At 63.8% G+C, this 26,876-nt stretch carries 24 protein-coding genes; 10 read left to right on the top strand and 14 right to left on the bottom strand.

The genetic code is table 11. The features are described from left to right. Nucleotides 1-9: 9 nt before the first annotated feature. The 3 genes from IVB36_RS17795 to fliL are packed head-to-tail and all read right to left on the bottom strand — an operon-like array spanning nucleotide 10 to nucleotide 2,175. Nucleotides 10-456: a DUF6468 domain-containing protein gene (locus IVB36_RS17795; RefSeq protein WP_247392639.1), complete on the bottom strand. Its 447-nt coding sequence runs from the start codon at nucleotides 454-456 to the stop codon at nucleotides 10-12. Continuing rightward, a complete protein-coding gene (gene fliM / locus IVB36_RS17790) occupies nucleotides 453-1,655 on the bottom strand; it encodes a flagellar motor switch protein FliM (protein ID WP_018456420.1) in 1,203 nt (400 codons plus the stop codon). The genes IVB36_RS17795 and fliM overlap by 4 nt, the downstream gene beginning before the upstream one ends. Before the next feature lie 19 nt (nucleotides 1,656-1,674). After that, nucleotides 1,675-2,175: a flagellar basal body-associated protein FliL gene (gene fliL / locus IVB36_RS17785; protein WP_007602133.1), complete on the bottom strand. Its 501-nt coding sequence runs from the start codon at nucleotides 2,173-2,175 to the stop codon at nucleotides 1,675-1,677. 379 nt (nucleotides 2,176-2,554) lie between these two features. On the opposite strand from fliL, the gene flgF reads away from it, so the two are divergent. The 4 genes from flgF to flgH are packed head-to-tail and all read left to right on the top strand — an operon-like array spanning nucleotide 2,555 to nucleotide 6,042. Further along, a complete protein-coding gene (gene flgF / locus IVB36_RS17780; RefSeq protein WP_085349414.1) occupies nucleotides 2,555-3,316 on the top strand; it encodes a flagellar basal-body rod protein FlgF in 762 nt (253 codons plus the stop codon). A gap of 16 nt (nucleotides 3,317-3,332) precedes the next feature. Then, entirely contained in the window at nucleotides 3,333-4,121 is a 789-nt protein-coding gene (flgG, locus tag IVB36_RS17775) for a flagellar basal-body rod protein FlgG (protein ID WP_247392638.1), read from the top strand. A gap of 10 nt (nucleotides 4,122-4,131) precedes the next feature. Next, entirely contained in the window at nucleotides 4,132-5,271 is a 1,140-nt protein-coding gene (gene flgA / locus IVB36_RS17770; protein ID WP_204511688.1) for a flagellar basal body P-ring formation chaperone FlgA, read from the top strand. A 3-nt stretch (nucleotides 5,272-5,274) separates the two neighbouring features. Beyond that, nucleotides 5,275-6,042 (top strand): flagellar basal body L-ring protein FlgH, encoded by a 768-nt coding sequence (gene flgH, locus IVB36_RS17765; protein WP_018456424.1) that lies wholly within the window; start codon nucleotides 5,275-5,277, stop codon nucleotides 6,040-6,042. A 292-nt stretch (nucleotides 6,043-6,334) separates the two neighbouring features. On the opposite strand, the gene IVB36_RS17760 is transcribed toward flgH, so the two are convergent. The 3 genes from IVB36_RS17760 to IVB36_RS17750 form a co-directional block, all read right to left on the bottom strand. Continuing rightward, entirely contained in the window at nucleotides 6,335-7,114 is a 780-nt protein-coding gene (locus IVB36_RS17760) for a fumarylacetoacetate hydrolase family protein (protein WP_247392636.1), read from the bottom strand. A 520-nt stretch (nucleotides 7,115-7,634) separates the two neighbouring features. Then, entirely contained in the window at nucleotides 7,635-8,000 is a 366-nt protein-coding gene (gene dksA, locus IVB36_RS17755) for an RNA polymerase-binding protein DksA (RefSeq protein ID WP_008554760.1), read from the bottom strand. A gap of 215 nt (nucleotides 8,001-8,215) precedes the next feature. Next, a complete protein-coding gene (locus IVB36_RS17750; RefSeq protein ID WP_247392625.1) occupies nucleotides 8,216-8,827 on the bottom strand; it encodes an NAD(P)-dependent oxidoreductase in 612 nt (203 codons plus the stop codon). 147 nt (nucleotides 8,828-8,974) lie between these two features. Here IVB36_RS17750 and IVB36_RS17745 point away from each other — a divergent pair, with 147 nt between their 5' ends. Further along, complete coding sequence (locus tag IVB36_RS17745; RefSeq protein WP_247392623.1) at nucleotides 8,975-9,346, top strand: helix-turn-helix domain-containing protein; 372 nt, start codon at nucleotides 8,975-8,977, stop codon at nucleotides 9,344-9,346. A 5-nt stretch (nucleotides 9,347-9,351) separates the two neighbouring features. On the opposite strand, the gene IVB36_RS17740 is transcribed toward IVB36_RS17745, so the two are convergent. Then, nucleotides 9,352-9,765, bottom strand: a complete 414-nt coding sequence (locus IVB36_RS17740; protein WP_247392621.1) for a flagellar assembly protein FliX — start codon at nucleotides 9,763-9,765, stop codon at nucleotides 9,352-9,354. A gap of 270 nt (nucleotides 9,766-10,035) precedes the next feature. Between IVB36_RS17740 and IVB36_RS17735 the strand changes: the two genes are divergently transcribed. From IVB36_RS17735 to IVB36_RS17720, 4 genes are all read left to right on the top strand, one after another. Further along, the gene (locus IVB36_RS17735; RefSeq protein WP_007602120.1) at nucleotides 10,036-11,160 is read left to right on the top strand and encodes a flagellar basal body P-ring protein FlgI; all 1,125 of its coding nucleotides are present in this window, start codon (nucleotides 10,036-10,038) and stop codon (nucleotides 11,158-11,160) included. Then, nucleotides 11,160-11,525, top strand: a complete 366-nt coding sequence (gene flgJ / locus IVB36_RS17730) for a flagellar assembly peptidoglycan hydrolase FlgJ (RefSeq protein ID WP_247368210.1) — start codon at nucleotides 11,160-11,162, stop codon at nucleotides 11,523-11,525. Before IVB36_RS17735 ends, flgJ begins: the two co-directional genes overlap by 1 nt. An 11-nt stretch (nucleotides 11,526-11,536) precedes the next feature. Beyond that, nucleotides 11,537-12,034, top strand: a complete 498-nt coding sequence (locus tag IVB36_RS17725; protein WP_247368212.1) for a hypothetical protein — start codon at nucleotides 11,537-11,539, stop codon at nucleotides 12,032-12,034. A 159-nt stretch (nucleotides 12,035-12,193) separates the two neighbouring features. Then, a complete protein-coding gene (locus IVB36_RS17720) occupies nucleotides 12,194-12,553 on the top strand; it encodes a hypothetical protein (RefSeq protein WP_085358969.1) in 360 nt (119 codons plus the stop codon). Between the two features lie 137 nt (nucleotides 12,554-12,690). On the opposite strand, the gene flaF is transcribed toward IVB36_RS17720, so the two are convergent. The 5 genes from flaF to IVB36_RS17695 form a co-directional block, all read right to left on the bottom strand. Further along, nucleotides 12,691-13,059, bottom strand: coding sequence for a flagellar biosynthesis regulator FlaF (flaF, locus tag IVB36_RS17715; protein ID WP_247392619.1), 369 nt, complete (start codon nucleotides 13,057-13,059; stop codon nucleotides 12,691-12,693). A 285-nt stretch (nucleotides 13,060-13,344) separates the two neighbouring features. Next, on the bottom strand, nucleotides 13,345-15,627 hold the full coding sequence (locus IVB36_RS17710; RefSeq protein ID WP_247392616.1) for a DUF1522 domain-containing protein: 2,283 nt from the start codon (nucleotides 15,625-15,627) through the stop codon (nucleotides 13,345-13,347). A 225-nt stretch (nucleotides 15,628-15,852) separates the two neighbouring features. Then, on the bottom strand, nucleotides 15,853-18,096 hold the full coding sequence (locus tag IVB36_RS17705; RefSeq protein ID WP_247392614.1) for a DUF1522 domain-containing protein: 2,244 nt from the start codon (nucleotides 18,094-18,096) through the stop codon (nucleotides 15,853-15,855). 320 nt (nucleotides 18,097-18,416) lie between these two features. Continuing rightward, entirely contained in the window at nucleotides 18,417-20,660 is a 2,244-nt protein-coding gene (locus IVB36_RS17700) for a DUF1522 domain-containing protein (RefSeq protein ID WP_247392612.1), read from the bottom strand. A gap of 357 nt (nucleotides 20,661-21,017) precedes the next feature. After that, nucleotides 21,018-23,261, bottom strand: a complete 2,244-nt coding sequence (locus IVB36_RS17695; protein ID WP_247377939.1) for a DUF1522 domain-containing protein — start codon at nucleotides 23,259-23,261, stop codon at nucleotides 21,018-21,020. Between the two features lie 321 nt (nucleotides 23,262-23,582). Between IVB36_RS17695 and flbT the strand changes: the two genes are divergently transcribed. Next, complete coding sequence (flbT, locus tag IVB36_RS17690; protein ID WP_018459572.1) at nucleotides 23,583-24,023, top strand: flagellar biosynthesis repressor FlbT; 441 nt, start codon at nucleotides 23,583-23,585, stop codon at nucleotides 24,021-24,023. A gap of 103 nt (nucleotides 24,024-24,126) precedes the next feature. Here flbT and IVB36_RS17685 read toward each other — a convergent pair whose 3' ends face one another. After that, nucleotides 24,127-25,626 carry an aspartate aminotransferase family protein gene (locus tag IVB36_RS17685; RefSeq protein WP_247392609.1) on the bottom strand — a complete coding sequence of 500 codons (1,500 nt, stop codon included), beginning with the start codon at nucleotides 25,624-25,626 and terminating at the stop codon, nucleotides 24,127-24,129. Next, nucleotides 25,623-26,876, bottom strand: coding sequence for a hypothetical protein (locus IVB36_RS17680; protein ID WP_247392607.1), 1,254 nt, complete (start codon nucleotides 26,874-26,876; stop codon nucleotides 25,623-25,625). Before IVB36_RS17680 ends, IVB36_RS17685 begins: the two co-directional genes overlap by 4 nt.

The raw sequence follows: 26,876 nt of genomic DNA, 5'->3' as shown, positions 1-26,876 counted from the left end.
ACCCTGACTTTATGCCGCAAGACCGTTGGATCGTCGGCGCTCGGAGAAGGCTTCGGCCGCAGCCGCCACCGCCTTCGCCGATGAAGGCTTGGCTGCGGGCGCGGCGACCGTTTCCGGGTTCGTCACGGGGCGCGCAGCGACTGCGATCTTGGACAGGCGCCGCACCACGTTGTCGGCTTCGCCGAGCTGCTTGTAGAGCTGCTCGGACATCTGGGTCGCCGACGCAAGCTGGCTGCCCAGGTTCTCGTTGACGTCGCGCACGGCGAGCTTCAGCCCGCCGATCGCGCGCTCGGCGATCTCGGTTGCGGTGATCAGCTCGCCGATGACCGCCTTCAGCGAATGCTCGTCCGCCTTCAGCCGCGTCAGTCGCTTGTTGAGCGTGACGCAGTAGACGATGGTCAGCATCAGCAGGATAGCCACCAGCGTCTCGATCGCCATTCCCAGGGAGTGGTTCATGGGGCCTCCATCATCTTGTTCTGCTCGTCGACCTTTTCGAACATCGCAAGTGTCGTACTTGGCTTGCGCAAGGGTTTCGTCACCCGTATCGCGACGCGATCGCCGACCCGGCCCATGCGTCCTTCGGTGATGGTGACGTCGCCGCAGCGCACGGTGACGCTGGCATCCGCGCGCATGTCCAGCGGCAGCGTGTCGCCGACCTTTAACCGCATCAGCTGCTTGAGCGGAATGTCGGCTTCGTAGAGCACGGCGTCGACGGAGATCTCGGCCTGGACGATCTCGGTGGCGAAATGGCCTTCCCAGATCTGGTCGCGGCCGAACTTTTCGCCCATGAACATCTGGAGCAGGACGCCCCGGATCGGCTCGATGGTCGCGTAAGGCAGCAACAGCTCGATGTTGCCGCCGCGATCTTCCATGTCGATGCGCAGGCGCACCAGGATCGCGGCGTTGGCAGGACGGCTGATCGCGGCGAAACGTGGGTTGGTCTCGAGCCGGTCGATGGTGAAGGTCACCGGCGACAGCGGCCGGAACGCCTGTTCGGCATCGGCCATGACGACTTCGACCAGCCGCTTGACCAACTCTGTCTCGATCGTGGTGTAGGGCCGGCCCTCGATGCGCAGCTGGCTTGAGCCGCGGCGGCCGCCGAGCAGCACGTCGATCATCGAGTAGATCAGGCTGGAGTCGACCACGGCCATGCCGAAATTGTCCCACTCTTCGGCCTTGAAGACGGTGAGGACGGCGGGCAGCGGGATCGAGTTCATGTAGTCGCCGAAGCGCACCGAGGTGATGCGGTCGAGCGAGACTTCGACGTTGTCGGAGGTGAAATTGCGTAAGGAGGTCGTCAGCAATCGCACCAGGCGGTCGAAGACGATTTCGAGCATCGGCAGACGCTCGTAGGAGACCATTGCCGAATCGATGATGGCGCGAATGCCGGAATGATCGTCGAGCGTGACGTCGCCGACCGCGAAGCCGAGGAGGTTGTCGATCTCCTCCTGCGACAGCACGCGTTCGCCGGAATTCTTGCCGGCGCCGAGATCGCGGCTGCCATCCTCGACCATGGCCGCCCATTGCAGGGCCATGGTCTCGGATAGTTCGTTTTCGGCAGCAGCCTTCGCGGCCTCAGCGGGATCCTCGGAATCGAGCGAGGCCTCCCATTGGGCGGCAATTGCATCCTGGTCTGGTTGGTCGGTGCCTGCCATGATCCCTAGCCCGTCATGCTCACTGGATCACGACTTCCTTGAACAGCACCGCGCTGACCTGGACCGGAGCGACCGCGGCGTTGACGCGCTTGGTCAGCTCTTCCTTGAGGCGGAAGATGCCGGCGGAACCGTTGAGGTCGGAGGAGCGCAGCTCGCGCGCATAGGTCTGGAAGATGTCGGTGATGCGCGGCATCGTCGGCTTGATCGCCTCGACCTGCTTCTCTTCCTTCAGCTCCAGCACGATCTTGAGCTTCAGATATTGCACGCGCTCGCCCGGCGCGCCGGCGAGGTTGACCATGATGTCGGGAACCTCGACGAAAGCCGGCGGCTTCGGCGGAGGCGCCGCCTCGGCGTGATGCTCGTCGTCGCCGTGACGGAAAAAGAAGAACCATGTCGCGGCGCCGCCGCCGAGAACGGCGAGCAGGCCCACCACCATGATCATCAGCTTGAACTTGTTCTTGGGCGGAGCGGCTTCCGCGCCCTCAGCGGCTCCGCCGCCTTCCGCTTCATTCTCTGCCATGATCGCCGCGCTCGCTCATCTCTCAAAGGGGTCGAAAGAGCGAAGCTCCTGGCAGACAGTGACGCGATACAAATGCCCCAGCGCAGTGCTCCTCTTACGCGCAAACGCTACGGTAATAATGGTTAACGGAACCTTTCGATTGGGCCTTCACTAGGAAAAATCTGCCGGGCAAACATGGCTAACAGACCCTTTCTGCCGCCTCCCCGCATCCTGGAAAAACAGACAAGTTATTGAAAGTACATAATTTTCCCGCCTGGCACGAGTTTCGCTGAGAAAGGACCGAGACCCAAGGTTTGGGAGAACCCGAGGTCTCGTTCACGGGATCGGCCAATGCGCTTGGGAGAGCGAGCTGGCAGATCTCACTCAGGGGAGATTTCCGATGCAGAACGCGCTTCTGATCGGCTTGTCACGACAGATGACGTTGGAACGGCAGATGGATGTCATCGCCAACAACGTCGCCAACGCCAACACCAACGGCTTCAAGGCCGATCATTCGCTGTTCGAGGAGTACCTCAACTCGAACGCGCGTGAGGACAATTTCGTCGGCTCCGACCGCCGGGTCTCCTATGTGCAGGACCGCGGCACCTTCCGCGACGTTGGCCAGGGGCCGATGGAGCCGACCAAGAATCCGCTCGACATGGCGATCAGCGGCAACGCCTATTTCGCGGTTCAGGCCAATGGCGCCGAGCGCTACACCCGGGACGGAAAATTCTCGCTCAACAGCACCGGCCAGCTCGTCACCTCCGACGGCAACCTCGTGCTGGGCACCAGCGGCCCGATCACCTTCCAGCCGACCGACCACGACATCAACGTCGCGCCGGACGGCACCGTCACGGTGCTCGAGGGCACGGCCAAAAACGATTCGATCCGCGGCAAGATCCGCATGGCCTCGTTCGACGATCCGGCCAAGCTGACCAAGCTGGGCGCCAACCTTTATGACATCGGCTCCGCGGTCCCGCAGGCCGACACCAAGTCGACCGTGCAGCAGGGCTATGTCGAGAAGTCGAATGTGAACTCGGTCGGTGAGATGAGCCGCATGGTCGAAGTCATGCGCAGCTACACCGCCATCGCCAACCTGCTCCAGCAGCAGAGTGACATGCACAAGTCGGCGATCGAGAAGCTCGCCGACGTTCCGGCGTGATTGAGGGAGAACTGACATGCAGGCGCTTCACACCGCAGCAACCGGAATGGCGGCACAGGAACTCAACGTTCAGGTGATCTCCAACAACATCGCCAACCTGCGCACCACCGGCTTCAAGAAGCAGACCGCGGCGTTCCAGGATCTGATTTACGAACACGTCCGCCGGGTCGGCGCCCAGTCGTCCGACCAGGGCACCATCCTGCCGGTCGGCGTCGACATCGGCGGCGGCGTCAAGACCGTCGGCACGCCGCGCAGCATGACCCAGGGCACGCTGTCGCAGACCGGCAACGACCTCGACATGGCCATCACGGGCGAAGGTTTCTTCAAGATCCTGATGCCCGACGGCAGCTACCAGTACACCCGCGACGGCACCTTCCAGATGGACAATCAGGGGCGCATCGTCACGGCGCAGGGCAACCCGGTGCAACCGACGATTACGATCCCGAACAACGCCTCGGGCCTCACCATCAACGTGCAGGGCCAGGTCTCGGTGACGCTGCCGGGTTCGTCGACCTCGGCCGTCCAGGGCCAGATCGGCCTGACCCGTTTCGTCAACAAAGCGGGCCTCCAGCCGGTCGGCAACAATCAGTTCACCGAGACGCCCTCCTCCGGCCCGCCGCAGGACGGTACCGCGAGCTCCGAGGGTTTCGGCAACATCACCCAGAGCAGCCTCGAGCAGGCCAATGTCGACGTCGTCTCGGAGATGAGCGACCTGATCGCCGCCCAGCGCGCCTACGAGATGAACGCCAAGGTGATCAGCGCCGCCGACCAGATGATGCAGTCGACCACGGCGTTGTTCCGCTGAGGTGATGACTATGATCCGCACCACCCTCGCCACGATCTCCGCTCTCCTCGTGCTGGCGCTGCCCGCACGGGCCGCCGACGACTTCATCGCGACGCCGACGCTGCGCGCGAGCATCACCGTGACCTCGGACGTGGTGCGGGTCGGCGATCTCATCGACAATGCCGGCTCGGCCGCGCTGATCCCGGTCTACCGCTCACCCGATCTCGGCACCACCGGTGCGCTGCCGGTCGCCCACGTGCTGGCGGTGTTGCGCGCAAAGCAGGTGATCGGCGTGATGACCGGCGACATCAAGGAGGTCCAGGTCACCCGTCTCGCCCGCACGCTCGTGAACAAGGACCTCGAGACCGCGGTCGCCTCGGCGCTCGAGCGCCGCTTTGGACTTGGCGATGCCGCCAACATCACCGTCACGTTCGACCGCGGCATTGCCGACATGCGGCTGGATGCCTCCAACACCGGCGTGCTGCAGCCGGTGGCAACCCGCTACGACGCCCGCAGCGGCCGTTTCGACATCGCCTTCGAGATCAACAACGACAACAATCCGGCACCGACCAAGCTGCGTTTCACCGGCACCGCGACCGAAACGGTGGAAGTGGCCGTGCTGACGCGCGACATCGACCGCGTCGATCTCCTGAAGGCGTCCGATGTCGCCATGGAGCGGCGGCCGAAGGCCGAGGTCACCGGTGAGGCCGCCTCGCGCGATCGCACGCTCGGCATGCAGTTGCGCCGGCCGATGCGGGCGGGGACGCCGATCCGCGTCGCCGACATCGTCAAGCCCGACTTCGTGCAGCGCGACCAGAACGTCACCGTCATCTACCAGGTTCCCGGAATCTATCTCACCACGCGCGGCAAGGCGATCGAGAGCGGCGCCGAGGGCGATACCATCAGCGTGCTCAACCTGCAGACCAAGCGCACGCTGAGCGGCGTCGTCACCGGCCGCGGCCAGGTGACGGTCCAGGGCGCCAGCCAGGCCGCGCCGATGCCGGCCGCGGTCGAACAGACCTCCTCGCTCAAGCGCGACGAGGCGCCCGCCCCCGTCGATACCGCAGCCCTCGTCCGGAACCTGGTCCAAGCCCCGGCATCCCCGGCCCAGATCGCACAAGCCCAGATCCCGCAAGTTCGCGTCTCGCAAGCTCCAGCCAAGTCAGAGTAAGTCATGTCCACGTTCAGTTCGGCTTTTCGTCCCCGTCGCATCGCGATCTCTGCCCTGCTGCTGGCGACGTGCGCGCTGGCGAGCGGCTGCTCCTCGATCGACCGTCTGTCGCAGATCGGCGAGCAGCCGAAATTGTCGGCGATCGACAATCCGACGACGCAGCCCGGTTACAAGCCGGTGCAGATGCCGATGCCGAAGCCCGAGGTCGCCTCCTACAATCCGAACTCGCTGTGGCGCAGCGGCAGCCGGGCCTTCTTCAAGGACCAGCGTGCCCATCAGGTCGGCGACATCCTGACGGTGGCCGTGAACATCACCGACAAGGCCAATATCGAAAACGACACCCAGCGCAGCCGCACCAACAAGGAAGATTCCGGGATCACCGACTTCATCGGCGCCAAGACATTGGGGGCCCAAGCGCAGAAGGTGTTGCCCGGCCGCATCCTCACCGCCGACTCGACCGCGTCCAGCGAGGGCAAAGGAAGCGTGGACCGCAAGGAAGCGTTGCAGACCAACGTCGCGGCGGTCGTCACCCAGGTCCTGCCGAACGGCAACCTCGTGGTCGAGGGCAAGCAGGAGATCCGCGTCAACTACGAAATCCGCGAGCTCATCGTCGCCGGCATCGTCCGTCCCGAAGACATCCAGAGCGACAACACCATCGATTCCACCAAGATCGCGCAGGCCCGCATCGCCTACGGCGGCCGCGGCCAGATCATGGACGTGCAGCAACCGCGCTACGGCCAGCAAGTCATGGACGTGCTGCTGCCCTTCTAGCTTCTCCCGAGCTCCCACATCGTGTTCGCGAACCTAGGCGCGGACGACGATGTACGACGCGGCCCTCGCTAGCTCCCCTGGCGAGGGCCGCATGTATTTTGGCGATGGCTGCATACAGCGCTCAGCGACGCGCGATTGTAGCGACGCCGCTATCCCCTCTCCGCCCCCTCGACTGTCACCACCCGCGAAGGCGGGCGATCCAGTATTTCGAGACGTCAGCGATGAACCGAGAAGCCGCGGCGTACTGGATTCCCCGCCTTCGCGGGGAATGACGACGCGGTGCCCGCAGAGCCTACGTAAACTCCGCCTCCACCACGCCCAGCCCGTCCAGCTCCATTCGCACCTTGTCGCCGGCCTTCAGCCACAGCGTCTTGACCAGGCTCCCCGTCAGCACCAGCTGCCCCGCGTGCAGCCCCTTGCCCTCGGCGGCGAGATGGTTGGCAAGCCAGGCGAGTGCGTTGTGGGGATGGCCGAGCACGTCGGCGCCGGTGCCGTGGCTGACCTCTTCGCCGTTGACGATGGCGCGGCCTTTGATGGCCTTCAGGTCCGGCACCGACGAGCGCGGCACGAGCTTACCCAGCACGCAGCCGGCGGCGAAGAAATCGTCCGCGATCAGCGTCGGGGCGCCCATCGTTTCCCACTTCACATAGCGGTCGTCGACGATCTCGATCGCGGGATGATAGGCCTCGACGGCTTCGCCGACCCATTCGGCCGTGAACGGCGCCTCGCCGGCGGCGAGATTGCGCTTCAGCCGCACCGCGATCTCGCATTCGACGCCGACGCGGACATAGTCGGCAGCCGCGAGCTGCACGCCGCTGTCGTGCACGCCTTTCTGGAACACGCCGCCGCCGCATGGGTGTGGAATCCCGATGTAATCCTGCATCACCTGGCTGGTGCAGCCGATCTTGTAACCGACCAGCGGGCCGGCATGCGGCAGCAGCAGATCGTGCAGCGCCCGCTGGACCTGATAGCCCTCGGCTTCATCGGCCGGAGGAACTTCGAGCGCCGCTAGCGGCGCATGGTTGCGGCGCGCCAGCGCGATCGCCTTTGCGGCTGCGAGAATTCTGTCCATCGGCGCCGGCTCCTACACACCACAATCGAGGGCGGCACTTCAGCATCCCCGCCGGGGCGTGACAAGCGCAGGGCGCCGCGCGGCAGCAGGTCATGCCAGCCCAGGCTAGATGAGATGCGGACGCTGATCGTCCACATCATGGCAAGCCTCACGGGCGGCGCCGGCGTTTAAGGAAATATTGAGCTGGTCCGGGCTTTATGGGGATGCACGCCTTGTAGCGTCGCAACAGGCCTGATTGCAGCAATGTATGAAGCTGCTGGATCAGCGCCTCAGCATTCGAGTCGATGTCCTTGATGCGACTCGCAAAACCTCTCGCACCTGAAGTGAAGGCTGTTTCTCCTCCGAACTCACGTGAGCTCGGAGGAGTTGAGTCTAGCCCATTGATCGCGATTCACTTTTCGCGATTGCGCCCGCGCGCCGAAACGCGCGGTTGCAAGCGACAGGCAAAATGCTGATCACGGCGCGAAAAGGCGCACCTTGCGTTCAAAAAACAAAGAGCCGCATCGCTGCGGCTCGGACTCTATTCGTCGCGATAGACCTTCTCGCGTTTCTCGTGGCGCTCCTGCGCCTCCACCGAAAGCGTCGCGATGGGACGGGCCTCGAGCCGCTTCAACGAGATCGGCTCGCCGGTGTCCTCGCAATAGCCGTAGGTGTTGTCCTCGATACGCTGGAGCGCGGCGTCGATCTTGGCGATCAACTTGCGCTGGCGGTCACGGGCACGGAGTTCGATGGCGCGGTCGGTTTCGGACGATGCCCGATCGGCGAGATCGGGGTGGTTCACATTCTCCTCCTGCAGGGCTTGCAGGGTGAGCTTGGACTCTTTGAGGATCTCATCCTTCCAGGCGAGGAGCTTCAGGCGGAAGTACTCCTTCTGCCTGTCGTTCATGAAAGGCTCTTTTTCGGTCGGTCGGTAGTTTTTCAACTTTTCCAAGGGCGGCCTATCTGTCTAAGCAACGACTCGTACACGGAACGGGGTCCGCTGAGCGGGGCGTTATATAGCGGCCTCCTGTGACAGACAATGTTTCCCTGATCGCCCGACCGGCGCCCCCAAGCCCTTGCACAGGAAGGTTTATCCTGGAGGGCCCGGGAGCGGCCGACGGCCTAGTAGCCGACCGTGAAACGCTGCCTCTCATGGGCCGGCCGCTCGATCTCGTCGGCGAGCGCGATGGCGTAATCCGCGAAGGTGATCCAGCTCTTTCCGTTCGCATCTGCGAGAAGCTGATCCGTCCCAAGCCGGAATTTGCCGGTGCGCTCTCCCTCGATAAACAGGGCCGACGGCGAGATGAAGGTCCAGTTCAGCTCCTTTTCCTGCCGCAGCAGGTCGAGAAAGGCTGAACCCGCCTCCGCCTCAGCCTTGTACTGAGCCGGAAAACCGGGAGTTGTCACCAGCTTGACGCCCGGAGCTACCTCCAGACTGCCGGCCCCGCCGACGACGAGGTAACGGCCGACCTTGGAGTCCTTGGCCGCGCCGATCAGCTTGAGCGCGTCGCTGGCCAGGAAGTGCACGGAACTCACGGCCACGTCGTGCCCGGCCCACAGCTTGGCAAGGGCTGGCTGGTCGAGCACATCCCCCTTGGTCGGCGTGACGTTCGGCAGGACCGCGATCTTCTCCGGGTTGCGGGCGATGGCCGTAACCGCGTGGCCGCGGCGGGACAGTTCCTTGGTGATCTCCGACCCGGCCCGGCCCGAGGCGCCGGCAACTGCGATTTTCATGGAAGGCTCCTTTGCTTCTGTAGTAACCAACGGTAACTAAATATCGCAAAGAGCGCTGGTGTTAAGAGAGCACTTTGTGCTTACCTGATTACACGGGAGTAACCGGCGGCGGCCGGCAATGAGCGAATGGATCGTGAGGACCCGACGATGAAGCCAGACGTCTATGCAGCGAACTGCCCCACGCGACAGATCCTCGACCGCGTCGGTGACAAATGGGCGGTGCTGATCCTGCTGCTGCTGCGCGAGGATCCGATGCGCTTCAATCAGTTGCGCCGCACGATCGAAGGCATTTCGCAGAAGATGCTGAGCCAGGTTCTCAAGTCGCTCGAGCGCGACGGATTGATCAAGCGTCACGCCATCGCAACCGTGCCGGTGACCGTGAAATACTCGATCACGCAGCTCGGCGTGACGCTCGCCGCCGCCGTCGATCCGCTGCGCGATTGGGCCGAACAGAATCTGAAAGACGTGCTTGCCTCCCAGCGCCGCTATGACGCGCAGTTGAAGGATGAAGCGGCGTAAAGACGCTACGCCTGCCCGGCCTTGGCGAGCTCGACCTCGACGCGCAGCTCGATCTCGGACAGCACCGAATCCAGGCCGGGGTCGCCGGAGGACGATTTGAGGTTCGTCGCAGCGTCACGCAGCCGCATCACGGTCGAGGCATCAAGCTTGCCGGAGAGGAGCCCCATCTTGAGATCGTCGAGCACGTCGAGCGCGGTCTTTCCGCGCACGACCGAGCGCTTGCGACGCTCGACGGGATCCTCCTCGATGCCTTGCAGTGCGAGCAGCCCGTCGATGTTGGCGGCCGCCTTCGGTGCGGCGGCGCCTCGCGTCTCCGGCGCCGACGAGGTGTCGGGCAGCACGAAGGTGCCGGAGCTCGTCCGCCTGGCCTGGCTGGCCGGCGTTCCAAGCGTGGTGCCGTTCGGTCCGTAGATGCGCATCGGAAGCAATCCGGGTGATCGATGCGCCACATTCGCCGTTTTATGGTTAACGGCCCGTAAACAGCCCGGCAAAATCTGCCGACAGGCGGCAGTTTCGCTCCTCAGGGACAACACAGGCTGAGGTCGCTCGAAACAGATTTATTCAACCTATTCAGCGACCTACCCCCGCTGCCCCGAGTTGGCACAGCGCTCGCAAGGACAGCGTCGGACCAGCTCGTCATGGGAGTGTCGTGATGGTCCTTTGATTTGAGGAGCCTCGGGGAGCAGAGGATGCCAAGCGTTCGTTGGGTGAGACTTGTGGGGGTGGCCTGCGCCGCGCTGTCAGCGCTGGTGCTCTCGGTCAATTCTGCGAGCGCGACATCGCGCATCAAGGATCTCGCCAACATCGAAGGCGTGCGGCAGAACCAGCTCATCGGCTACGGCCTCGTCGTCGGCCTCAACGGCACCGGCGATACCCTCAACAACATCCCCTTCACCAAGCAGTCGCTGCAAGCGATGCTCGAGCGCATGGGCGTCAACATCCGCGGCGCCACCATCCGCACCGGCAACGTCGCCGCCGTGATGGTGACAGGCAATCTGCCGGCCTTCGCCACCCAGGGCACGCGCATGGACGTCACCGTCTCCGCGCTCGGCGACGCCAAGAATCTCCAGGGCGGCACCCTGCTCGTCACCCCGCTCCTCGGCGCCGACGGCAACGTCTATTCGGTCGCACAGGGCTCGCTCGCGATCTCAGGCTTCCAGGCCGAGGGCGAGGCGGCGAAAATCGTGCGTGGCGTGCCGACCGTCGGACGCATTGTCAACGGTGCCATCATCGAGCGCGAGATCGAATTCGCGCTCAATCGCCTGCCGAACGTCCGGCTTGCGCTACGCAATGCCGACTTCACCACGGCCAAGCGGATCGCCGCCGCGATCAACGACTATCTCGGCGTCAAGACCGCCGAGCCGATCGACCCATCGACCGTGCAGCTTGCGATCCCGCCGGAGTTCAAGGGTAACGTCGTCGCCTTTCTCACCGAGATCGAGCAGCTCCAGGTCGATCCGGATCTCGCCGCCAAGATCATCATCGACGAACGCAGCGGCATCATCGTGATGGGTCGCGACGTCCGCGTCGCCACCGTTGCGGTCGCACAGGGCAACCTCACCGTCACCATCTCCGAGAGCCCGCAGGTCAGCCAGCCCAACCCGCTGTCGCGGGGGCGGACCGTGGTCGCACCACGCAGCAGCGTCAGCGTCACCGAGGACGGCAAGAAGTTCGCTGTCGTCAAGGACGGCGTCTCGCTTCAGCAGCTCGTCGACGGCCTCAACGGTCTCGGCATCGGCCCGCGCGATCTCATCAGCATCCTGCAGGCGATCAAGGCCGCCGGTGCGATCGAAGCCGACATCGAGGTGATGTGATGCAGACCGGCATGGTCAACACCGCACGGCTCGCCAGCTCCGCCTTCGCGGTAGAGAGCCGCAACGGCCGGCCGGACTTCGATCTCGCCGCGGCACTGCAAAAGGTCTCGCCGAAACAGCAGGCCAAGGCGCAGAAGATCGCCACCGACTTCGAGGCGATGTTCCTCAACAGCATGTTCTCGCAGATGACCTCGGGCCTGAAGGGCGAAGGCCCGTTCGGCGACACGCCTGGTACCGGCGTGTGGCGCTCGATGCTGACCGAGCAATATTCGAAGAACTTCGCCAACGCCGGCGGCGTCGGCATCGCAACCGACGTCTATCGCACCCTGATCATGCAGCAGGCAAAAACGATCCGCACGGCATAAGGTCAAACGAGATGAATCATTTCAACGCCTCGCGTAAGCCCGTGCAAGCGCAGCGCCCGAACACCGCACCCAGCAGCGCCGAGGCGCGCAAGATCGCCGAGCAGTTGATGGATGCGATGAGCGCCCTGCTCGGTCTGATCGAGCGCGAGACCGAGCTCGTGCGCGCCGGCCAAGTCCGCGAGGCGATGACCCTCGAGAGCAAGAAGCAGGAGCTGTCGCGAAACTATGTCGGCGCGGTCACCCAGTTGAAGGCGAACCAAGCCCAGCTCGCCAAATCCGCGCCCGAGCTGCTCTCGACGCTGCATCGGCACCACGATGCATTCCGCGCGATGCTCCAGGTCAACCTCACCGTGCTCGCAACCGCTCACGCCGTGTCGGAGAGCGTCGTGCGCGGCGTCAACGCCGAGATCCAGAAGCGCAACGTGCCGAACACCTATACGGCCGCGGGACGACGCGCCACGCCGGGCCCGCGCCACATCACGCCGCTCGCGGTCAGCCGCTCGCTCTGAGCGCGCGCAACAACAAGCCACAATTTTACGAAAAACCGCGCGGCAACATCGTCGCGCGGTTAGGCACGTTTCCTTACCGGATGTTCAATCCCGGTGTTCCATGGTTGCGTATTGAGAGGGGTTGGGATTTGACTCACGTGAGGCAACCAGGAGGCTGCCATGAGTACAGATTTCAGCATCAGGCCGGTGGGGATACCGGTTGCCGTGCAGATCGTAGCGACGTCGAATGCGGCGGCGAACGAGGCCGTACAAACCGATCTGCCCGTGAGCCAGACAGTGGCCGCTGGCGAGGCGAGCGCGCCTGCACGCAATGATTTGCGAAGCAACGAGAACGTCTCACGCCAGGTCGTGTTCGACCAGGCGGCGGCGTCGTTCGTCTTCCAGGTCGTCAACGACAGGACCGACGCGGTGGTCAACCAGTTCCCCGACGAAGCAATGCTGCGCCGGCGGGCCTATTTCCATGCGCAGGATTTGAAATCCGAGCCCTCGCGTCCGGCCAGCACGGACCGCAGCGCCTGACCATCAGGCGTCGAGCGTCGCAACGGCAACATCGAGATCGCTCGCACCGGTCGCGGGACCGGTGACGACGTTCCTGATCTGCGTCTTGTCGGTATACGTCAGCATAATTTGGTGTTGAAGGAACGAGCCGTGCTCGATCACGGACGGCCGGACAGACCAGCGGCGATATTGCGGTTGATCTCGATCAGCGGACGGAAGTGATCGAACTGCGGGCTCATCTGCAGCGCGGCGGTCTGGCTCAGCACGAACACGCTGATGTTGGCGATCCTCTGCCGGACGTCGATCGGCTGCGGATTGTTCTCGCGCATGGCCTCGCTCAGGAAAATCGTCCAGAGCTTGCGATTGAACATCAGGGCCTGCGTGGTCTGCTCGCTGAACGGCTCGGCGCTGTTGATCGCATCCTGAAGCTTGTTCGCGGCCTTTAGCAGGGTCTGCGCTTCGATGTCGCGAGGAGATGCGGTGGTCGTTGCAACACGCGCGTAGGCCGAGGCAGCGGAATTCGACATCAATCACACCCTGGAGGTTACCTAGCCCGTTGAACGCGCTTAAGGATTTCTTTCCCGACCCTAGGCAGCACCGCTTAAGATTTGCTTACGTGAGTGCTTGGAAGGGCTCCGGATAAATACGGGCCCGGAGTCCTTCGTCGTGAAGCTAGATGGGCGGATGCATGCTGTAAACACGCTTCCATGATGCGCATCAATCTCGGCTAATCCTGCCTTACCGATCTCAATGAAAACGGCGGAGCATGAGCCCCGCCGCGATATTCCGATTCAGTATCTTGCGCTGCGAGATTAGCGGAGCAGCTGCAGCACGCTCTGTTGCGACTGGTTGGCCAGCGACAGCGCGGACACCGCGATCGACTGGCGGGTCGACAGCGCCTGGCTGTTCGCCGCTTCCTCGTTGGTGTCGGCGAGCGTCAGGTTGGATGAGCCGGTCTGCAGCACGTTGATCAGGTTCTTCGAGAAGTCCTGGCGCACCTGCACGATCGAGAGGTTGGAGCCGAGCGCGGAACCTTCCGAGCGCAGCGTGCTCGAGGCCGCGTTCAGGCTCGTCAGCACCTTGTTGGTTGCGCCGTTGTCGATGAAGTCCGTGCCGGGGACGAGATTGCTGAGGCCGAGCCCCGCTGCGTTGAACACCACGCCATTGATGCCGAGCGTCGAGCTGCCGGTCTCGTTGAAGACCAGCTTCAGCGTGTCGCCGTTCAGCAGGTTGACGCCGTTGAAGGAGGAGTCCTGCGAGGTCGTGTCGATCTGCGCCAGGATGTTGTTGAACTGGCTGACCAGACCGGAGCGCGCCGTCTGTGCGACGGGATCCTGGATCGGGGGCTGTGCGGTGGTGAAGGCGAGCACACCGGTGAGCGTACCGCCGACCGCGCCGCCCGCGGCCGTGGAACCGAGTGTCGAAGAGGCGTATTCGTTGACGGTGGTGACGGTCAGCACGCCGTTGGCGTCGATCGTCGCCGTCAGATGGTTGGCCTGAAGCTGCACGTTGAGCTGGTCGAGCGTCTTGACCGTGCCGTTGGTGCCGTCACCGAAGGTGACGTTCACCGGCGTGCCGCCGTTGAACGAGCTGAAGGTGAGCGTCTTGCCGCTGACGCCGCCGACGCCGGAGGTGCGCGCCGCGCTGAAGGCGGTCGCCGTTCCGGTGTTGCCGCTGAGGCCGAATGCGGCGAGCGCATTGCCGGTGCCGGTGATCGAGAGGTCGGCGTTGATGCCGGTCGAGAGCGCCAGCTGGCCGCTGGTATTCACCGACGACGGGATCTGGCCTGCGGTGGTCGAGAGCGTCGCGGCACCCAGGAAGATGCTGGCGGTCTTCACGCCGGTAGCAAGGTCGATCGAATTGAGCAGGTCAGTCAGCGTCGCGCTCTGGAGATAGATGGTCGAGTTGCCGTTGCCGTCGGTGACGATGTTGCCGCTGACGCCGCCGGAGGTCACGCTCGTGGCCGATTGCGGCGTCTCGGCGTTCTTGAAGGTAATGGTGTGGCCGTCGATGTTCAGCGTCGAGCCATCCTTGACGAGACTGCCGAGCGAACCCGCAGTCGTCTGGCGGTTGGCGCTCACGCTGGCATTGCCTGCGCCGGTCGCCGAGGTCAGTCCGAGCGCCTTCAGGAAGTCGGCCTTGCCAGTCACGCTCAAATCGGAACCGGTCGAGCTCTTCAGCGTAACCGCGCCCGCGGCAATGGACGACGGCGTCTGGGCCGTACCGACTGTCGCGCCGCTCGTCGCGATCGTGGCGGCGCCTGCGCTGATCGTCGCTGTCTTGACCCCGCTGGCAAGGTCCACCGCGCTGAGGAGGTCATTGACCGTAGCCGTGGGAGCGCCAGTCGTTCCCATGTAGATGATCGAATTGCCAGTGCCGTCCGTGGCGATATGGCCGCTCGGGTCGAGGCCCCAGCCGGTCGGCTGCGCCGAAGGTGCAGCACCGGTGCGGAACGTGACCGTCTTACCGTTCACGGTGATCGAGTCGCCGTCTGCCGGCGACGATCCGAACGTGGTCGCGGCGGTCGCCCCGATCAGCGTGTTGGTGCCGGCGAGGTTCGTGGCGTTGTCGGCTGCCTTGGCAACCGCGCCGGTCAGTGTGCCGGCGGTCGATCCGAGCGACGCACCGAGCGAGGCGCCTGACGTTACCGGCGTCACGCCGCCAGGTGCGCCGGTATAAAGCACGTTGCTGTTGGCGGTCGCGCTGGCATAGGAGGTCGTGCCGCGGAGATCGGCGGGCGTCGCACCGGGAATCGTGGTGGAGACGTTCGATTTGGTTGAGTAGCCGACCGTGGTCTGCAGCGCCTGGTTGGCGATTGACTTCGCAGAGTCGATCAGCTTCTGCAGCGAGGTGATGCCGGTGTTGGCGGCCTGGAGCACCTGGACACCGTTGTTGATGCCATCGAGCAGGTTGCTGATGTCGCTCGCCCGGTTATCCAGTCCCTGCGCCGTGAAGAAGTTGGTGGGATTGTCGAGCGCGGTGTTGACCTTCTTGCCGGTCGACAGCCGCTCCTGCGTCGTGGCCAGCAAGTCGGCCGTCGACTGCAGCGACAACAGGTTCTGGCGAACGGACGCCGAGAGAACGATGTTGGACATTGGCAGGTCTTCCTCTTGAACCGGATACGAATCGGCCACGCGGGTCTGGAAGCGGGCTTTTGTCCAGTCTTAGAGCCTGTCCTTTAAAGTATGGTTAACGCCGGTTTAAGGGATACGGTTAATGCGGGGTTAGCGCCCCCTCCCCCGGTTTCACACGGCTTCACGCCAAAAAGAAAGCGGCGGGGCCGAAGCCCCGCCGCTCTATCTTGTTATTTCAGCCACTTATTAGCGGAGCAGCTGGAGCACGCTCTGCTGCGAGGTGTTGGCCAGCGACAGCGCGGAGACCGCGATCGACTGGCGGGTCGACAGCGCCTGGCTGTTGGCCGCCTCGACATTGGTGTCGGCCAGCGTCAGGTTCGACGAGCCGGTCTGCAGCACGTTGATCAGGTTCTTGTTGAAGTCCTGACGGATCTGCACGACTGAGAGGTTCGAACCGAGCGCCGAGGCTTCCGAACGCAGCGTGCTCGAGGCCGAGTTCAGATTGGTGAGCACCCTGTTGGTCGCGGCGTTGTCGATGAAGTCGAGACCGACGGTCAGCGACGCCAGGCCGAGGCCCTTGGAGTTGTAGGTCACGCCGGTGATGTTGAGGCTCGACTTGCCGGTCTCGTCGAACACCAGCTTGAGCTGGTCGCCGTTGAGCAGGTTGACACCGTTGAACGAGGAGTCGACCGAGGTGGTGTCGATCTGGTTCAGGATGTTGTTGTACTGCGAGACCAGGTTAGCGCGGGTCGACTGGGCCACGACGTCCTGCACCGGAGTGGAGGCCGTCGTGAAGGTCAGCGCGGTCGTCAACGTTCCGCCGATCGCACCGCCAGCTGCCGTCGAGCCAATCGTCGAAGACGCGTAGTCGTTGGACGCGGTGATGGTAAGCTGACCGTTGGCGTCGATGGTCGCAGCCAGGTTATTGGCTTGGAGCTGCGAGTTGAGCTGATCGAGTGTCTTGACCGTGCCGTTGGTGCCGTCGCCGAAGGTGACGTTGACCGCCGTGCCGCCGTTGAAGGCAGTGAAGGTCAGGGTTTTGCCAGCGAGGCCGCCGATTCCGGAGGTGCGGGCCGCGGTGAACGCCGAGGCCGTTCCGGTGTTGCCGGCCAGACCAAACACCGACAGGGCATTGCCGGTACCGGTGATCGAGAGGTCGGCATTGACGCCAGTCGAGATCTTGAGCTGGCCGGAGGTGTTGATCGACGAAGCCGTCTGGCCGGCGGCCGTCGCGAGCGTGCCGCTACCGCTGCCGTTGAGCGTGAAGGTCTGCACGCCCGTGGCGAAGTCGATGGCCTTCAGCACGTCGGCAATCGTACCGCTCTGCAGATAGACGGTCGAGTTGCCATTGCCGTCGGTGACAAGGTTGCCGGACACGCCCTGGGTGGCGGCCAGCGAAGCAGCGGACGGTGTCGGCGCGTCCTTGAAGGTGATGACATGGCCATCGACGTTCAGCGTCGAACCCGACGAGACGAGCGAGGACACCGTCGTCGAGCTCGTGGTGCGGGAAGCCGTGGTCGTGACGCTGCCGGCACCGGTGGCGGAGGTCAGGCCAAGAGCCTTCAGGATGTCGGCCTTTCCGGTCAGGGTCAGGTCGGAACCAGTCGTGCTCTTCAACACGAGCGCGCCGCTGCCGTTGACCGACGAGGGAGTCTGGCCCGCATTGCCGGTGAGGGTACCGGCAACGTTGCTCTGCACGCCGCTCGCCAAATCGACCGCCGTCAGCACGTCGCCAATCGAGGCCTTCGTCGTGGAGCCGAGATAGATCGACACGTTGCCGCTGGCATCTGTGTAGACGTTGCCGGTCGTGACGCCGGCAGAGGCGGCAACCTGAGTGAGACCGGTAGGCACCGTTGTAGGCTGATCGCCCGCAACGAATGTGACGGTCTTGCCATTGACGGTGAGCGTGTCACCTGCCGCAACGCCAGCGTTGGCATCGCCCGCGGCCGCGCCATTCAAAAGCTTGGCAGCAGTCGTCGCAGCGTTGATGACCGTTCCGGTATCGGTCCCTGGAATGCCGCCCAGCGTGGCGCCGGACGTCGCGGCGGTCACACCACCCGCAGCACCGCTGTACAGCACGTTGCTGTTCGCGACTGCGCTGGCGAAGCTCGTGGTGCCGCGCAGATCAGATGACGTCGCACCGGCGATCGTGGTCGAGACGCTCGACTTGGAGGAATAGCCGACGGTGGTCTGCAGCGCCTGGTTGGCGATCGACTTGGCGCTGTCGATCAGCTTCTGCAGCGAGGTCAGGCCGGTGTTGGCAGCCTGCAGCACCTGCACGCCGTTCGCGATACCGTCGAGCAGATTGTTGATGTCGCTGGCGCGGTTGTCGAGCGACTGCGCGGTGAAGAAGTTGGTGGGATTGTCCAGGGCCGAGTTGACGCTCTTGCCGGTCGACAGACGGTTCTGTGTGGTGGCGAGGAGGTCGGCGGTGGACTGGAGAGACAGCAGGTTCTGGCGAACCGACGCAGAGAGAACAATACCGGACATAACTCTTACCCTTCTGGTTTACGCGTCTTCGTTCGATCGCTTCGGATCGAGTGACGCGCACAGCCTGCGCGGACATGGCTAACAAAGGGTGAAACGGGTGTGGTCTGCATAAGCGCAGGCTCACCATAAACCGAATGGAGGCGTTGGCGCGCCCTGAAATCCGACTGAATCTACTGGCGATTTTTCGTGCTTACGCTCCATTAACCATAACCGCGGGTTACTTTTCCGAACTTCATCAGGGCCCCTAGAACGCTCGCAAAAAAGAAAGCGGCGGAGCCGAAGCCCCGCCGCCCTGTTCTGCTTGCGATGTTGTCCGCTTATTAGCGGAGCAGCTGCAGCACGCTCTGCTGCGACTGGTTGGCCAGCGACAGCGCGGAGACCGCGATCGACTGGCGGGTCGACAGCGCCTGGCTGTTGGCCGCTTCGACGTTGGTGTCGGCCAAGGTCAGGTTGGACGAGCCGGTCTGCAGCACGTTGATCAGGTTCTTGTTGAAGTCCTGACGCACCTGCACGATGGTCAGGTTCGAACCGAGCGCCGAGGCCTCCGAGCGCAGCGTGCTGGACGCCGAGTTCAAATTGGTCAGCACCTTGTTGGTCGCGGAGTTGTCGATGAAGTCGACGCCGCTGGTCAACGCCGCGAGGCCGAGACCCTTGGAGTTGTAGGTCACGCCGGTGATGTTGAGGCTCGACTTGCCGGTCTCGTCGAACACCAGCTTGAGCTGGTCGCCGTTGAGCAGGTTGACGCCGTTGAACGAGGAGTCCTGCGAGGTCGTGTCGATCTGGTTCAGGATGTTGTTGTACTGGTTGACCAGGTTCGAACGGGCGGTCTGGGCAACCGGGTCTGCCGTAGGCGCGGAGGCGGTCGAGAACGTCAACGCGGTGGTCAGCGTTCCGCCGATTGCACCACCGGCAGCCGACGACCCAAGCGTCGAGGACGCATAGTCGTTGGTCGCCGTGATCGTGAGCAGGCCGTTGGCGTCGATCGTCGCAGACAGGTTGTTGGCCTGGAGCTGCGTGTTGAGCTGATCGAGCGTCTTGACCGTGCCGTTGGTGCCGTCGCCGAAGGTGACATTGACCGCCGTGCCGCCGTTGAACGAGCTGAAGGTCAGGGTCTTGCCGTTGATGCCGCCGGTGCCGGAAGTACGGGCCGCCGTGAACGCCGAGGACGTGCCGGTGTTGCCGGCGAGGCCCAGGGACTGCAGTGCATTGCCGGTGCCGGTGATCGACAGGTCGGCGTTGACGCCGGTCGAGATCTTGAGCTGGCCGGAGGCGTTGATCGACGAGTTGGTCTGGCCCGTTGCCGTTGCAAGCGCACCACCGCCACTGCCGTTCAGCGTGAAGGTCTGCACGCCCGTGGCAAAGTCGACAGCCTTCAGCACGTCGGCAATCGTCGCACTCTGCAGATAGACCGTCGAGTTGCCGCTGCCGTCGGTGACGACGTTGCCGGACACGCCCTGCGTCGAGGGAAGCGAAGCCGCAGCCGGCGTCGGCGCATCCTTGAACGTGATGACATGGCCATCGACGTTCAGGGTCGAACCCGACGAAACGAATGACGACAAGGTCGCCGAGCTCGTAGTGCGGGTCGCCGTGGCCGTGACGTTGCCTGCGCCAGTCGCCGAGGTCAGGCCAAGGGCCTTCAGAATGTCGGCCTTGCCGGTCACGCTCAGATCAGAACCTGTCGTGCTCTTCAAGAGAAGCGCACCGCTGCCGTTCACGGATGATGCGGTCTGGCCTGCGTTGAGCGTCAAAGTGCCGGCAACGTTGCTCTGCACCCCGCTCGCCAGATCGACGGCCGTCAACACGTCGCCGATCGAGGCCTTCGTGGTGGAGCCGAGATAGACCGACACATTGCCGCTGGCATCCGTGTAGACGTTGCCGGTCGTGACGCCGGCAGAGGCGGCAACCTGAGTGAGACCCGTCGGCACCGTGGCCGGCTGGTCGCCGGCAACAAACGTGACGGTCTTGCCGTTGACGGTGAGCGTGTCACCTGCCGCAACGCCAGCGTTGGCATCGCCAGCAGCCGCACCGTTCAGAAGCTTGGCAGCAGTCGTCGCCGCATTGATGACGGTGCCAGTATCGGTGCCGACAACGCCGCCCAGCGTGATGCCCGAACCAGCAGCGTGCGTACCGCCAGCTGTACCGTCGTACAATACGCTGCTCAGCGCGCTCGCGCTCGTGAAGCTGGTGGTACCACGCAGGTCCGAAGCCGTCGCGCCCGAGATCGTGGTCGAGACGTTGGACTTGGAGGAATAACCGACGGTGGTCTGCAGCGCTTGGTTGGCGATCGACTTCGCGCTGTCGATCAGCTTCTGCAGCGAGGTGATGCCGGTGTTGGCGGCCTGCAGCACCTGCACGCCGTTGGCAATGCCATCGAGCAGGTTGTTGATGTCGCTGGCGCGGTTGTCGAGCGACTGTGCGGTGAAGAAGTTGGTCGGATTGTCCAGGGCCGAGTTGACGCTCTTGCCGGTCGACAGACGGCTCTGCGTGGTGGCGAGGAGATCAGCGGTGGACTGGAGGGAGAGCAGGTTCTGACGAACCGATGAGGAGAGAACGATACCGGACATTGAATGTTACCCTTCTGGTACGCAACGCAACAAACTTCGATTAGGATTAATCGATGCCGGAACGGTGAACGTTTGGGGCTAACAAAGCATGAAGCGTGTCGCGGCACTCCTTGTGCAGATTCACCATATGCGCGATCAAAGCCGGATCACGCCATTGTGTATCGTCATGATAGAATGATGCTTTTTCGTGCAGCGCCGGCGTGTTTGCTACTTGTCAACCATAACTCAGAGTGAGCAATTGGATGCATTCGAATGCATCGCCTACGTCTCACTGCACGACGTCTTCATCGCGGCAAAAAAGAAAGCGGCGGAGCCGAAGCCCCGCCGCCCTGTTCTGCTTGCGATGTTGTCCGCTTATTAGCGGAGCAGCTGCAGCACGCTCTGCTGCGACTGGTTGGCCAGCGACAGCGCGGAGACCGCGATCGACTGGCGGGTCGACAGCGCCTGGCTGTTGGCCGCTTCGACGTTGGTGTCGGCCAAGGTCAGGTTGGACGAGCCGGTCTGCAGCACGTTGATCAGGCTCTTGTTGAAGTCCTGACGAACCTGCACCACCGAGAGGTTCGAACCCAGAGCGGAGGCTTCCGAGCGCAGCGTGCTCGACGCCGCGTTCAGGTTCGATAGCACCTTGTTGGTCGCGGAGTTGTCGATGAAGTCGACGCCGCTGGTCAACGCCGCGAGGCCGAGACCCTTGGAGTTGTAGGTCACGCCGGTGATGTTGAGGCTCGACTTGCCGGTCTCGTCGAACACCAGCTTGAGCTGGTCGCCGTTGAGCAGGTTGACGCCGTTGAACGAGGAGTCCTGCGAGGTCGTGTCGATCTGGTTCAGGATGTTGTTGTACTGGTTGACCAGGTTCGAACGGGCGGTCTGGGCAACCGGGTCTGCCGTAGGCGCGGAGGCGGTCGAGAACGTCAACGCGGTGGTCAGCGTTCCGCCGATTGCACCACCGGCAGCCGACGACCCAAGCGTCGAGGACGCATAGTCGTTGGTCGCCGTGATCGTGAGCAGGCCGTTGGCGTCGATCGTCGCAGACAGGTTGTTGGCCTGGAGCTGCGTGTTGAGCTGATCGAGCGTCTTGACCGTGCCGTTGGTGCCGTCGCCGAAGGTGACATTGACCGCCGTGCCGCCGTTGAACGAGCTGAAGGTCAGGGTCTTGCCGTTGATGCCGCCGGTGCCGGAAGTACGGGCCGCCGTGAACGCCGAGGACGTGCCGGTGTTGCCGGCGAGGCCCAGGGACTGCAGTGCATTGCCGGTGCCGGTGATCGACAGGTCGGCGTTGACGCCGGTCGAGATCTTGAGCTGGCCGGAGGCGTTGATCGACGAGTTGGTCTGGCCCGTTGCCGTTGCAAGCGCACCACCGCCACTGCCGTTCAGCGTGAAGGTCTGCACGCCCGTGGCAAAGTCGACAGCCTTCAGCACGTCGGCAATCGTCGCACTCTGCAGATAGACCGTCGAGTTGCCGCTGCCGTCGGTGACGACGTTGCCGGACACGCCCTGCGTCGAGGGAAGCGAAGCCGCAGCCGGCGTCGGCGCATCCTTGAACGTGATGACATGGCCATCGACGTTCAGGGTCGAACCCGACGAAACGAATGACGACAAGGTCGCCGAGCTCGTAGTGCGGGTCGCCGTGGCCGTGACGTTGCCTGCGCCAGTCGCCGAGGTCAGGCCAAGGGCCTTCAGAATGTCGGCCTTGCCGGTCACGCTCAGATCAGAACCTGTCGTGCTCTTCAAGAGAAGCGCACCGCTGCCGTTCACGGATGATGCGGTCTGGCCTGCGTTGAGCGTCAAAGTGCCGGCAACGTTGCTCTGCACCCCGCTCGCCAGATCGACGGCCGTCAACACGTCGCCGATCGAGGCCTTCGTGGTGGAGCCGAGATAGACCGACACATTGCCGCTGGCATCCGTGTAGACGTTGCCGGTCGTGACGCCGGCAGAGGCGGCAACCTGAGTGAGACCCGTCGGCACCGTGGCCGGCTGGTCGCCGGCAACAAACGTGACGGTCTTGCCGTTGACGGTGAGCGTGTCACCTGCCGCAACGCCAGCGTTGGCATCGCCAGCAGCCGCACCGTTCAGAAGCTTGGCAGCAGTCGTCGCCGCATTGATGACGGTGCCAGTATCGGTGCCGACAACGCCGCCCAGCGTGATGCCCGAACCAGCAGCGTGCGTACCGCCAGCTGTACCGTCGTACAATACGCTGCTCAGCGCGCTCGCGCTCGTGAAGCTGGTGGTACCACGCAGGTCCGAAGCCGTCGCGCCCGAGATCGTGGTCGAGACGTTGGACTTGGAGGAATAACCGACGGTGGTCTGCAGCGCTTGGTTGGCGATCGACTTCGCGCTGTCGATCAGCTTCTGCAGCGAGGTGATGCCGGTGTTGGCGGCCTGCAGCACCTGCACGCCGTTGGCAATGCCATCGAGCAGGTTGTTGATGTCGCTGGCGCGGTTGTCGAGCGACTGTGCGGTGAAGAAGTTGGTCGGATTGTCCAGGGCCGAGTTGACGCTCTTGCCGGTCGACAGACGGTTCTGCGTGGTGGCGAGGAGATCAGCGGTGGACTGGAGGGAGAGCAGGTTCTGACGAACCGATGAGGAGAGGACGATACCGGACATGACTCTGTTACCTTTCTGGTAAACGACGCTACTGTTACGCGTCTGCTTGGATCGAGATTGACCCAGCGACCGGCGGACCGTGGGGCGGAGTCCTCTAACGAAACATGAAATGAAATCGGCACTTTTGCTGAGTCGGCGCGCGATTCGGCCGATAAGCAGGCCCGTGACGCCGCTCCGCCTGTTAATTTCGGCGTTGATATGATTGATCTTTTCCGCCGCAATGGCCGGGATTTACAACTCGTTAACTAGTCTTGATGGAGTATTGCGCCCTGACCCGCCGCAACACACGCTCGGTTACGAAAGCGTTGATGGAGAACAGGCATGGCCCTCAAGGTCGAGCTCAGACCGCACGAACGCATCATCGTCGGCAACTGCGTGATAACCAACACCGACCAGCGCGCCCGCCTTCTGATCGACGGCGACAACGTGCCGATCCTGCGCGAGCGCGACATCCTCACGCCGGAGACCGCCGAAACGCCCGCCAAGCTCGTCTATCTGGCGGTCCAGCTCATGTACATCTCGCCGGATCCGCAGACCCAGCACGGTACCTACTTCAACCTGGTGCGCGACATCGTCACCGCGGTGCCAAGCTCCTGGCCGATCATCGAAGGCATCAACAATAACATCCTCAACGGCGACCTCTACCGGGCACTCAAGGACGCCCGCAAGCTGATCGCCTATGAAGCGAAGCTGCGTGGCCAGTTCGAGGCCACCCATCCCAAGACGGAAGCAATCCAGGCCGAGGTCAGCACCGCCGCCTGATCCACGCGTTCGCGCAGCCACGCCGGCGCGAACGACCAGGACGCCGAACGACAACGGCCCCGGATCGTCTCCGGGGCCGTTGTCGTTTCAGACATGCATCGAGCTACTGTGCCGCGAGCGGCGGCGCCTCGACCTCGATCACAGCGTCGCGGCTGCGCCGACCGCCGAACTCCAGCACGGCCGCGACCAGTGCATCGATGTCAGTCTCGTCGGTGCGGTGATTGACGATCGCGGCGCGGATCGCGAACTTGCCGTCCAGCGTCGTGCTCGACGGCGCTGCGATGCCGGACTCCTGGATGTCGGCGACGATCTCGCGATTGACCTCTTCTGCGGCGCGGTAACGGAAGCAGACGATATTGAGATTGACCGGTGCGAGCAGTTCCAGCCGCGGCTCGGCGAGAACACGCGTCTCCAGATATTTCGCCAGCGCGCAGCTGCGCGCGATGACCGCGCCCAGCCTGTCGGTACCGAACGTCTTGAGCGTGAACCAGGACTTCAGCGCGCGGAAGCCGCGTGACAGATCGGGGCCGAGATCGCACGGCCAGACCGCGCCGGCCGCAAGCCCCCTCGCCTCGCGGCTCAGATAAGCCGCCGGCTGGGCAAAGGCCCGCCGGTGCTGCTCCCCGTCACGCACCAGCAGGAAGCCCGCGTCGTAGGGCACCTGGCCCCATTTGTGGAAGTCGAGCGCAATGGAATCGGCAAGCTCGATGCCGCCGAGCAGCGGTGCGAGCTCGGGCGAAAGAATTGCGAGCGCACCGAACGCCCCGTCGACGTGAAACCAAAGTCCCTCCTCGCGGCACAGCGCGGCGACGGCCTTGAGGTCGTCGATCGCGCCGACATCGACCGAGCCGGCGGAGGCGACGACGAGGAACGGTTTGAAGCCGACCTCGCGATCGGTAGCGATCTGCGCACGGAGCGCGGCAACGTCGATGCGATGATCCGCGTCGACCCCGAGCTTGCGAAGGGCGTCGCTCCCAAATCCCGCGATATCCATCGCCCGCGATATGCAGCCATGCGCGGCCCGCGAAGTATAAGCCGTAAGCAGCGCGCCATCGTTGCCGATGCCGTACTGCCGCGCCAGCGCGCCGAGCGCAGCGGTGCGCGCGACCAGCACCGCCATCAGATTGGCCATCGACGTGCCCGTGACGAAGATGCCGCTCGCGCTCTCGGGAAACGCGAACAGGCGGCGCATCCAGTCGACGATCTGGCGCTCGACCTCGATCGGCATGTGGTCGCGCCCGCCGAGATTGGCGTTGAGGCCCGCGGCGAGCATCTCGGCGATCATGCCGACGGCCGTGCCGCCGCCATGCACCCAGCCCATGAAACCCGGATGAACATTGCCGGTCGCATAAGGCGCGACATGCTCGGCGAATTCGCGGTAGACATCGGCGAGATCGCTGGCATCGCGCGGCACGTCCGTCCTGAATGCCGCACGGACCTCGTCGGGGATCGGCTGCCACACCGGGCGCGCGCGAATATTGGCGATGCCGTCGATCGTCTCGTCCAGCATGCGATGGGCGAGCGCGCGGAAATCGCTCCAGTCCTGCGGATCGAGCGAGGTGTGCGTGACGGAGCTTTGCGTGTTGCGGATGAGCTCGTTCATGCCGCACTCTCTTCTCTGGCCTGTGCATGCCGCGACAGCATCGCCGTGAATGCCGCAAAGATCTTGCGCATCTGCGGCGACTTGTACGGAAACACGGCCGGCGGATCCATGTTGTGCACGACGGCGGTATTGTCGGCTTCGAAGACCAGCAGCTCGCGGTTCTGGTTCTCGGCGCAATCGACGATGAAGTAGTCGAGGCCGACGCGCCTGCTCATCTCGTCCAGCGCGATTTTGTGGCGCGCCGCGAACGCATGGTCGAAGTTGAGCATGAAGACGGCTTCCTCGGCCCGCTTCTCCTCGCTGAACGCCATGAAGGCGTTGAGATACCAGATGTCCCAGCGATCGGCAATTGCCATGTGGCAGGCATAAGGTTCGCCGTCGACCATCGCGAGACGATATTTGCGGTAGAGCCCGTCCGGACTCGCATAGTCGACGAAACGTGCGACGAAGAAGTCCTGCTCTTGTCGCTCCGCGAGATAGGCCGCGAGCGCTCCAGCATCGTCGAGTTTCGCGAGACCGACGCCGGCATGCGTACCGCGCGGCCGCACGATCATTGGAAAGCGCAGTTCGCCCGTGATCTCCTCGCAAACGATCCTGCCTTGCGAAAGCTCCGACAATTGCGCACGCGTCGTGGGGGCGGTCACGGGAATGTCGAGGCCGGGCACGCCCGTCAGCAGACGATACAGCTTGTCGCGATCGAGATTGCCAATGAGATCGGGACGATTGAGCAGCGGCTTCGGCCAGTGCGGCGCGGCCTTCTCGATCAGCGCGAGCGCCTCCCGGCACTCCTCGGAATCGGATGCGATCACGATGGCGACGTCGTGCTCCGGCAGAGTATCCGGCAGGCCGATGCCCTTGACAACGTAGAGCGTCAACAGCTCGATGTCGGAATCTTCAAGCAGGAAGTCGATCGGCGTGTTGCCGCCCATGTCGATATCGGCGGCGAGCGCGAGCACGCGCAGGCGGGGTTTTGGAGCCGCGCAAGGCGTACGAAACAATTGGTGGAAGGAGAGCACCTCGGTCTGGATCACCAGCCCAGCCTCCTTCTCGCCGAGAAGCTGGGCAATCAGCGAGAGATCGAGGCCTTCGCCGGCCTCCGCCGTTCCCTCCTCGATCCGCGCCAGCAGCCGCTCGCGCAACGGATGCAGGTCACCTCCCTCGAAGGCGCGGCGCGTCAACTGCGCAAAGCCGATGCGGTCGGCATAGGTCGGCGCGGTCACGCCGCTCGGCGCGGAAACTGGATGTTGCAT

Source organism: Bradyrhizobium sp. 35, from assembly GCF_023073215.1.
GTDB classification, from domain to species: Bacteria; Pseudomonadota; Alphaproteobacteria; order Rhizobiales; family Xanthobacteraceae; genus Bradyrhizobium; species Bradyrhizobium canariense_D.
The sequence above is the reverse complement of the archived record's forward strand: the minus strand, read 5'-3'. Positions and strand labels throughout refer to the sequence as shown.

What these genes read in the sequence shown, in the direction of transcription:
- IVB36_RS17705 (WP_247392614.1), bottom strand. Translation starts at nt 18,096, where the DNA reads ATGTCCGGTATTGTTCTCTCTGCGTCGGTTCGCCAGAACCTGCTGTCT.
- IVB36_RS17725 (WP_247368212.1), top strand. Translation starts at nt 11,537, where the DNA reads ATGAATCATTTCAACGCCTCGCGTAAGCCCGTGCAAGCGCAGCGCCCG.
- flgH (WP_018456424.1), top strand. Translation starts at nt 5,275, where the DNA reads ATGTCCACGTTCAGTTCGGCTTTTCGTCCCCGTCGCATCGCGATCTCT.
- IVB36_RS17735 (WP_007602120.1), top strand. Translation starts at nt 10,036, where the DNA reads ATGCCAAGCGTTCGTTGGGTGAGACTTGTGGGGGTGGCCTGCGCCGCG.
- IVB36_RS17685 (WP_247392609.1), bottom strand. Translation starts at nt 25,626, where the DNA reads ATGAACGAGCTCATCCGCAACACGCAAAGCTCCGTCACGCACACCTCG.
- flgA (WP_204511688.1), top strand. Translation starts at nt 4,132, where the DNA reads ATGATCCGCACCACCCTCGCCACGATCTCCGCTCTCCTCGTGCTGGCG.
- IVB36_RS17750 (WP_247392625.1), bottom strand. Translation starts at nt 8,827, where the DNA reads ATGAAAATCGCAGTTGCCGGCGCCTCGGGCCGGGCCGGGTCGGAGATC.
- IVB36_RS17700 (WP_247392612.1), bottom strand. Translation starts at nt 20,660, where the DNA reads ATGTCCGGTATCGTTCTCTCCTCATCGGTTCGTCAGAACCTGCTCTCC.
- IVB36_RS17720 (WP_085358969.1), top strand. Translation starts at nt 12,194, where the DNA reads ATGAGTACAGATTTCAGCATCAGGCCGGTGGGGATACCGGTTGCCGTG.
- IVB36_RS17710 (WP_247392616.1), bottom strand. Translation starts at nt 15,627, where the DNA reads ATGTCCAACATCGTTCTCTCGGCGTCCGTTCGCCAGAACCTGTTGTCG.
- IVB36_RS17745 (WP_247392623.1), top strand. Translation starts at nt 8,975, where the DNA reads ATGAAGCCAGACGTCTATGCAGCGAACTGCCCCACGCGACAGATCCTC.
- fliL (WP_007602133.1), bottom strand. Translation starts at nt 2,175, where the DNA reads ATGGCAGAGAATGAAGCGGAAGGCGGCGGAGCCGCTGAGGGCGCGGAA.
- flaF (WP_247392619.1), bottom strand. Translation starts at nt 13,059, where the DNA reads ATGTCGAATTCCGCTGCCTCGGCCTACGCGCGTGTTGCAACGACCACC.
- IVB36_RS17740 (WP_247392621.1), bottom strand. Translation starts at nt 9,765, where the DNA reads ATGCGCATCTACGGACCGAACGGCACCACGCTTGGAACGCCGGCCAGC.
- IVB36_RS17695 (WP_247377939.1), bottom strand. Translation starts at nt 23,261, where the DNA reads ATGTCCGGTATCGTCCTCTCCTCATCGGTTCGTCAGAACCTGCTCTCC.
- flgF (WP_085349414.1), top strand. Translation starts at nt 2,555, where the DNA reads ATGCAGAACGCGCTTCTGATCGGCTTGTCACGACAGATGACGTTGGAA.
- IVB36_RS17795 (WP_247392639.1), bottom strand. Translation starts at nt 456, where the DNA reads ATGAACCACTCCCTGGGAATGGCGATCGAGACGCTGGTGGCTATCCTG.
- IVB36_RS17680 (WP_247392607.1), bottom strand. Translation starts at nt 26,876, where the DNA reads ATGCAACATCCAGTTTCCGCGCCGAGCGGCGTGACCGCGCCGACCTAT.
- dksA (WP_008554760.1), bottom strand. Translation starts at nt 8,000, where the DNA reads ATGAACGACAGGCAGAAGGAGTACTTCCGCCTGAAGCTCCTCGCCTGG.
- flbT (WP_018459572.1), top strand. Translation starts at nt 23,583, where the DNA reads ATGGCCCTCAAGGTCGAGCTCAGACCGCACGAACGCATCATCGTCGGC.
- IVB36_RS17760 (WP_247392636.1), bottom strand. Translation starts at nt 7,114, where the DNA reads ATGGACAGAATTCTCGCAGCCGCAAAGGCGATCGCGCTGGCGCGCCGC.
- flgG (WP_247392638.1), top strand. Translation starts at nt 3,333, where the DNA reads ATGCAGGCGCTTCACACCGCAGCAACCGGAATGGCGGCACAGGAACTC.
- flgJ (WP_247368210.1), top strand. Translation starts at nt 11,160, where the DNA reads ATGCAGACCGGCATGGTCAACACCGCACGGCTCGCCAGCTCCGCCTTC.
- fliM (WP_018456420.1), bottom strand. Translation starts at nt 1,655, where the DNA reads ATGGCAGGCACCGACCAACCAGACCAGGATGCAATTGCCGCCCAATGG.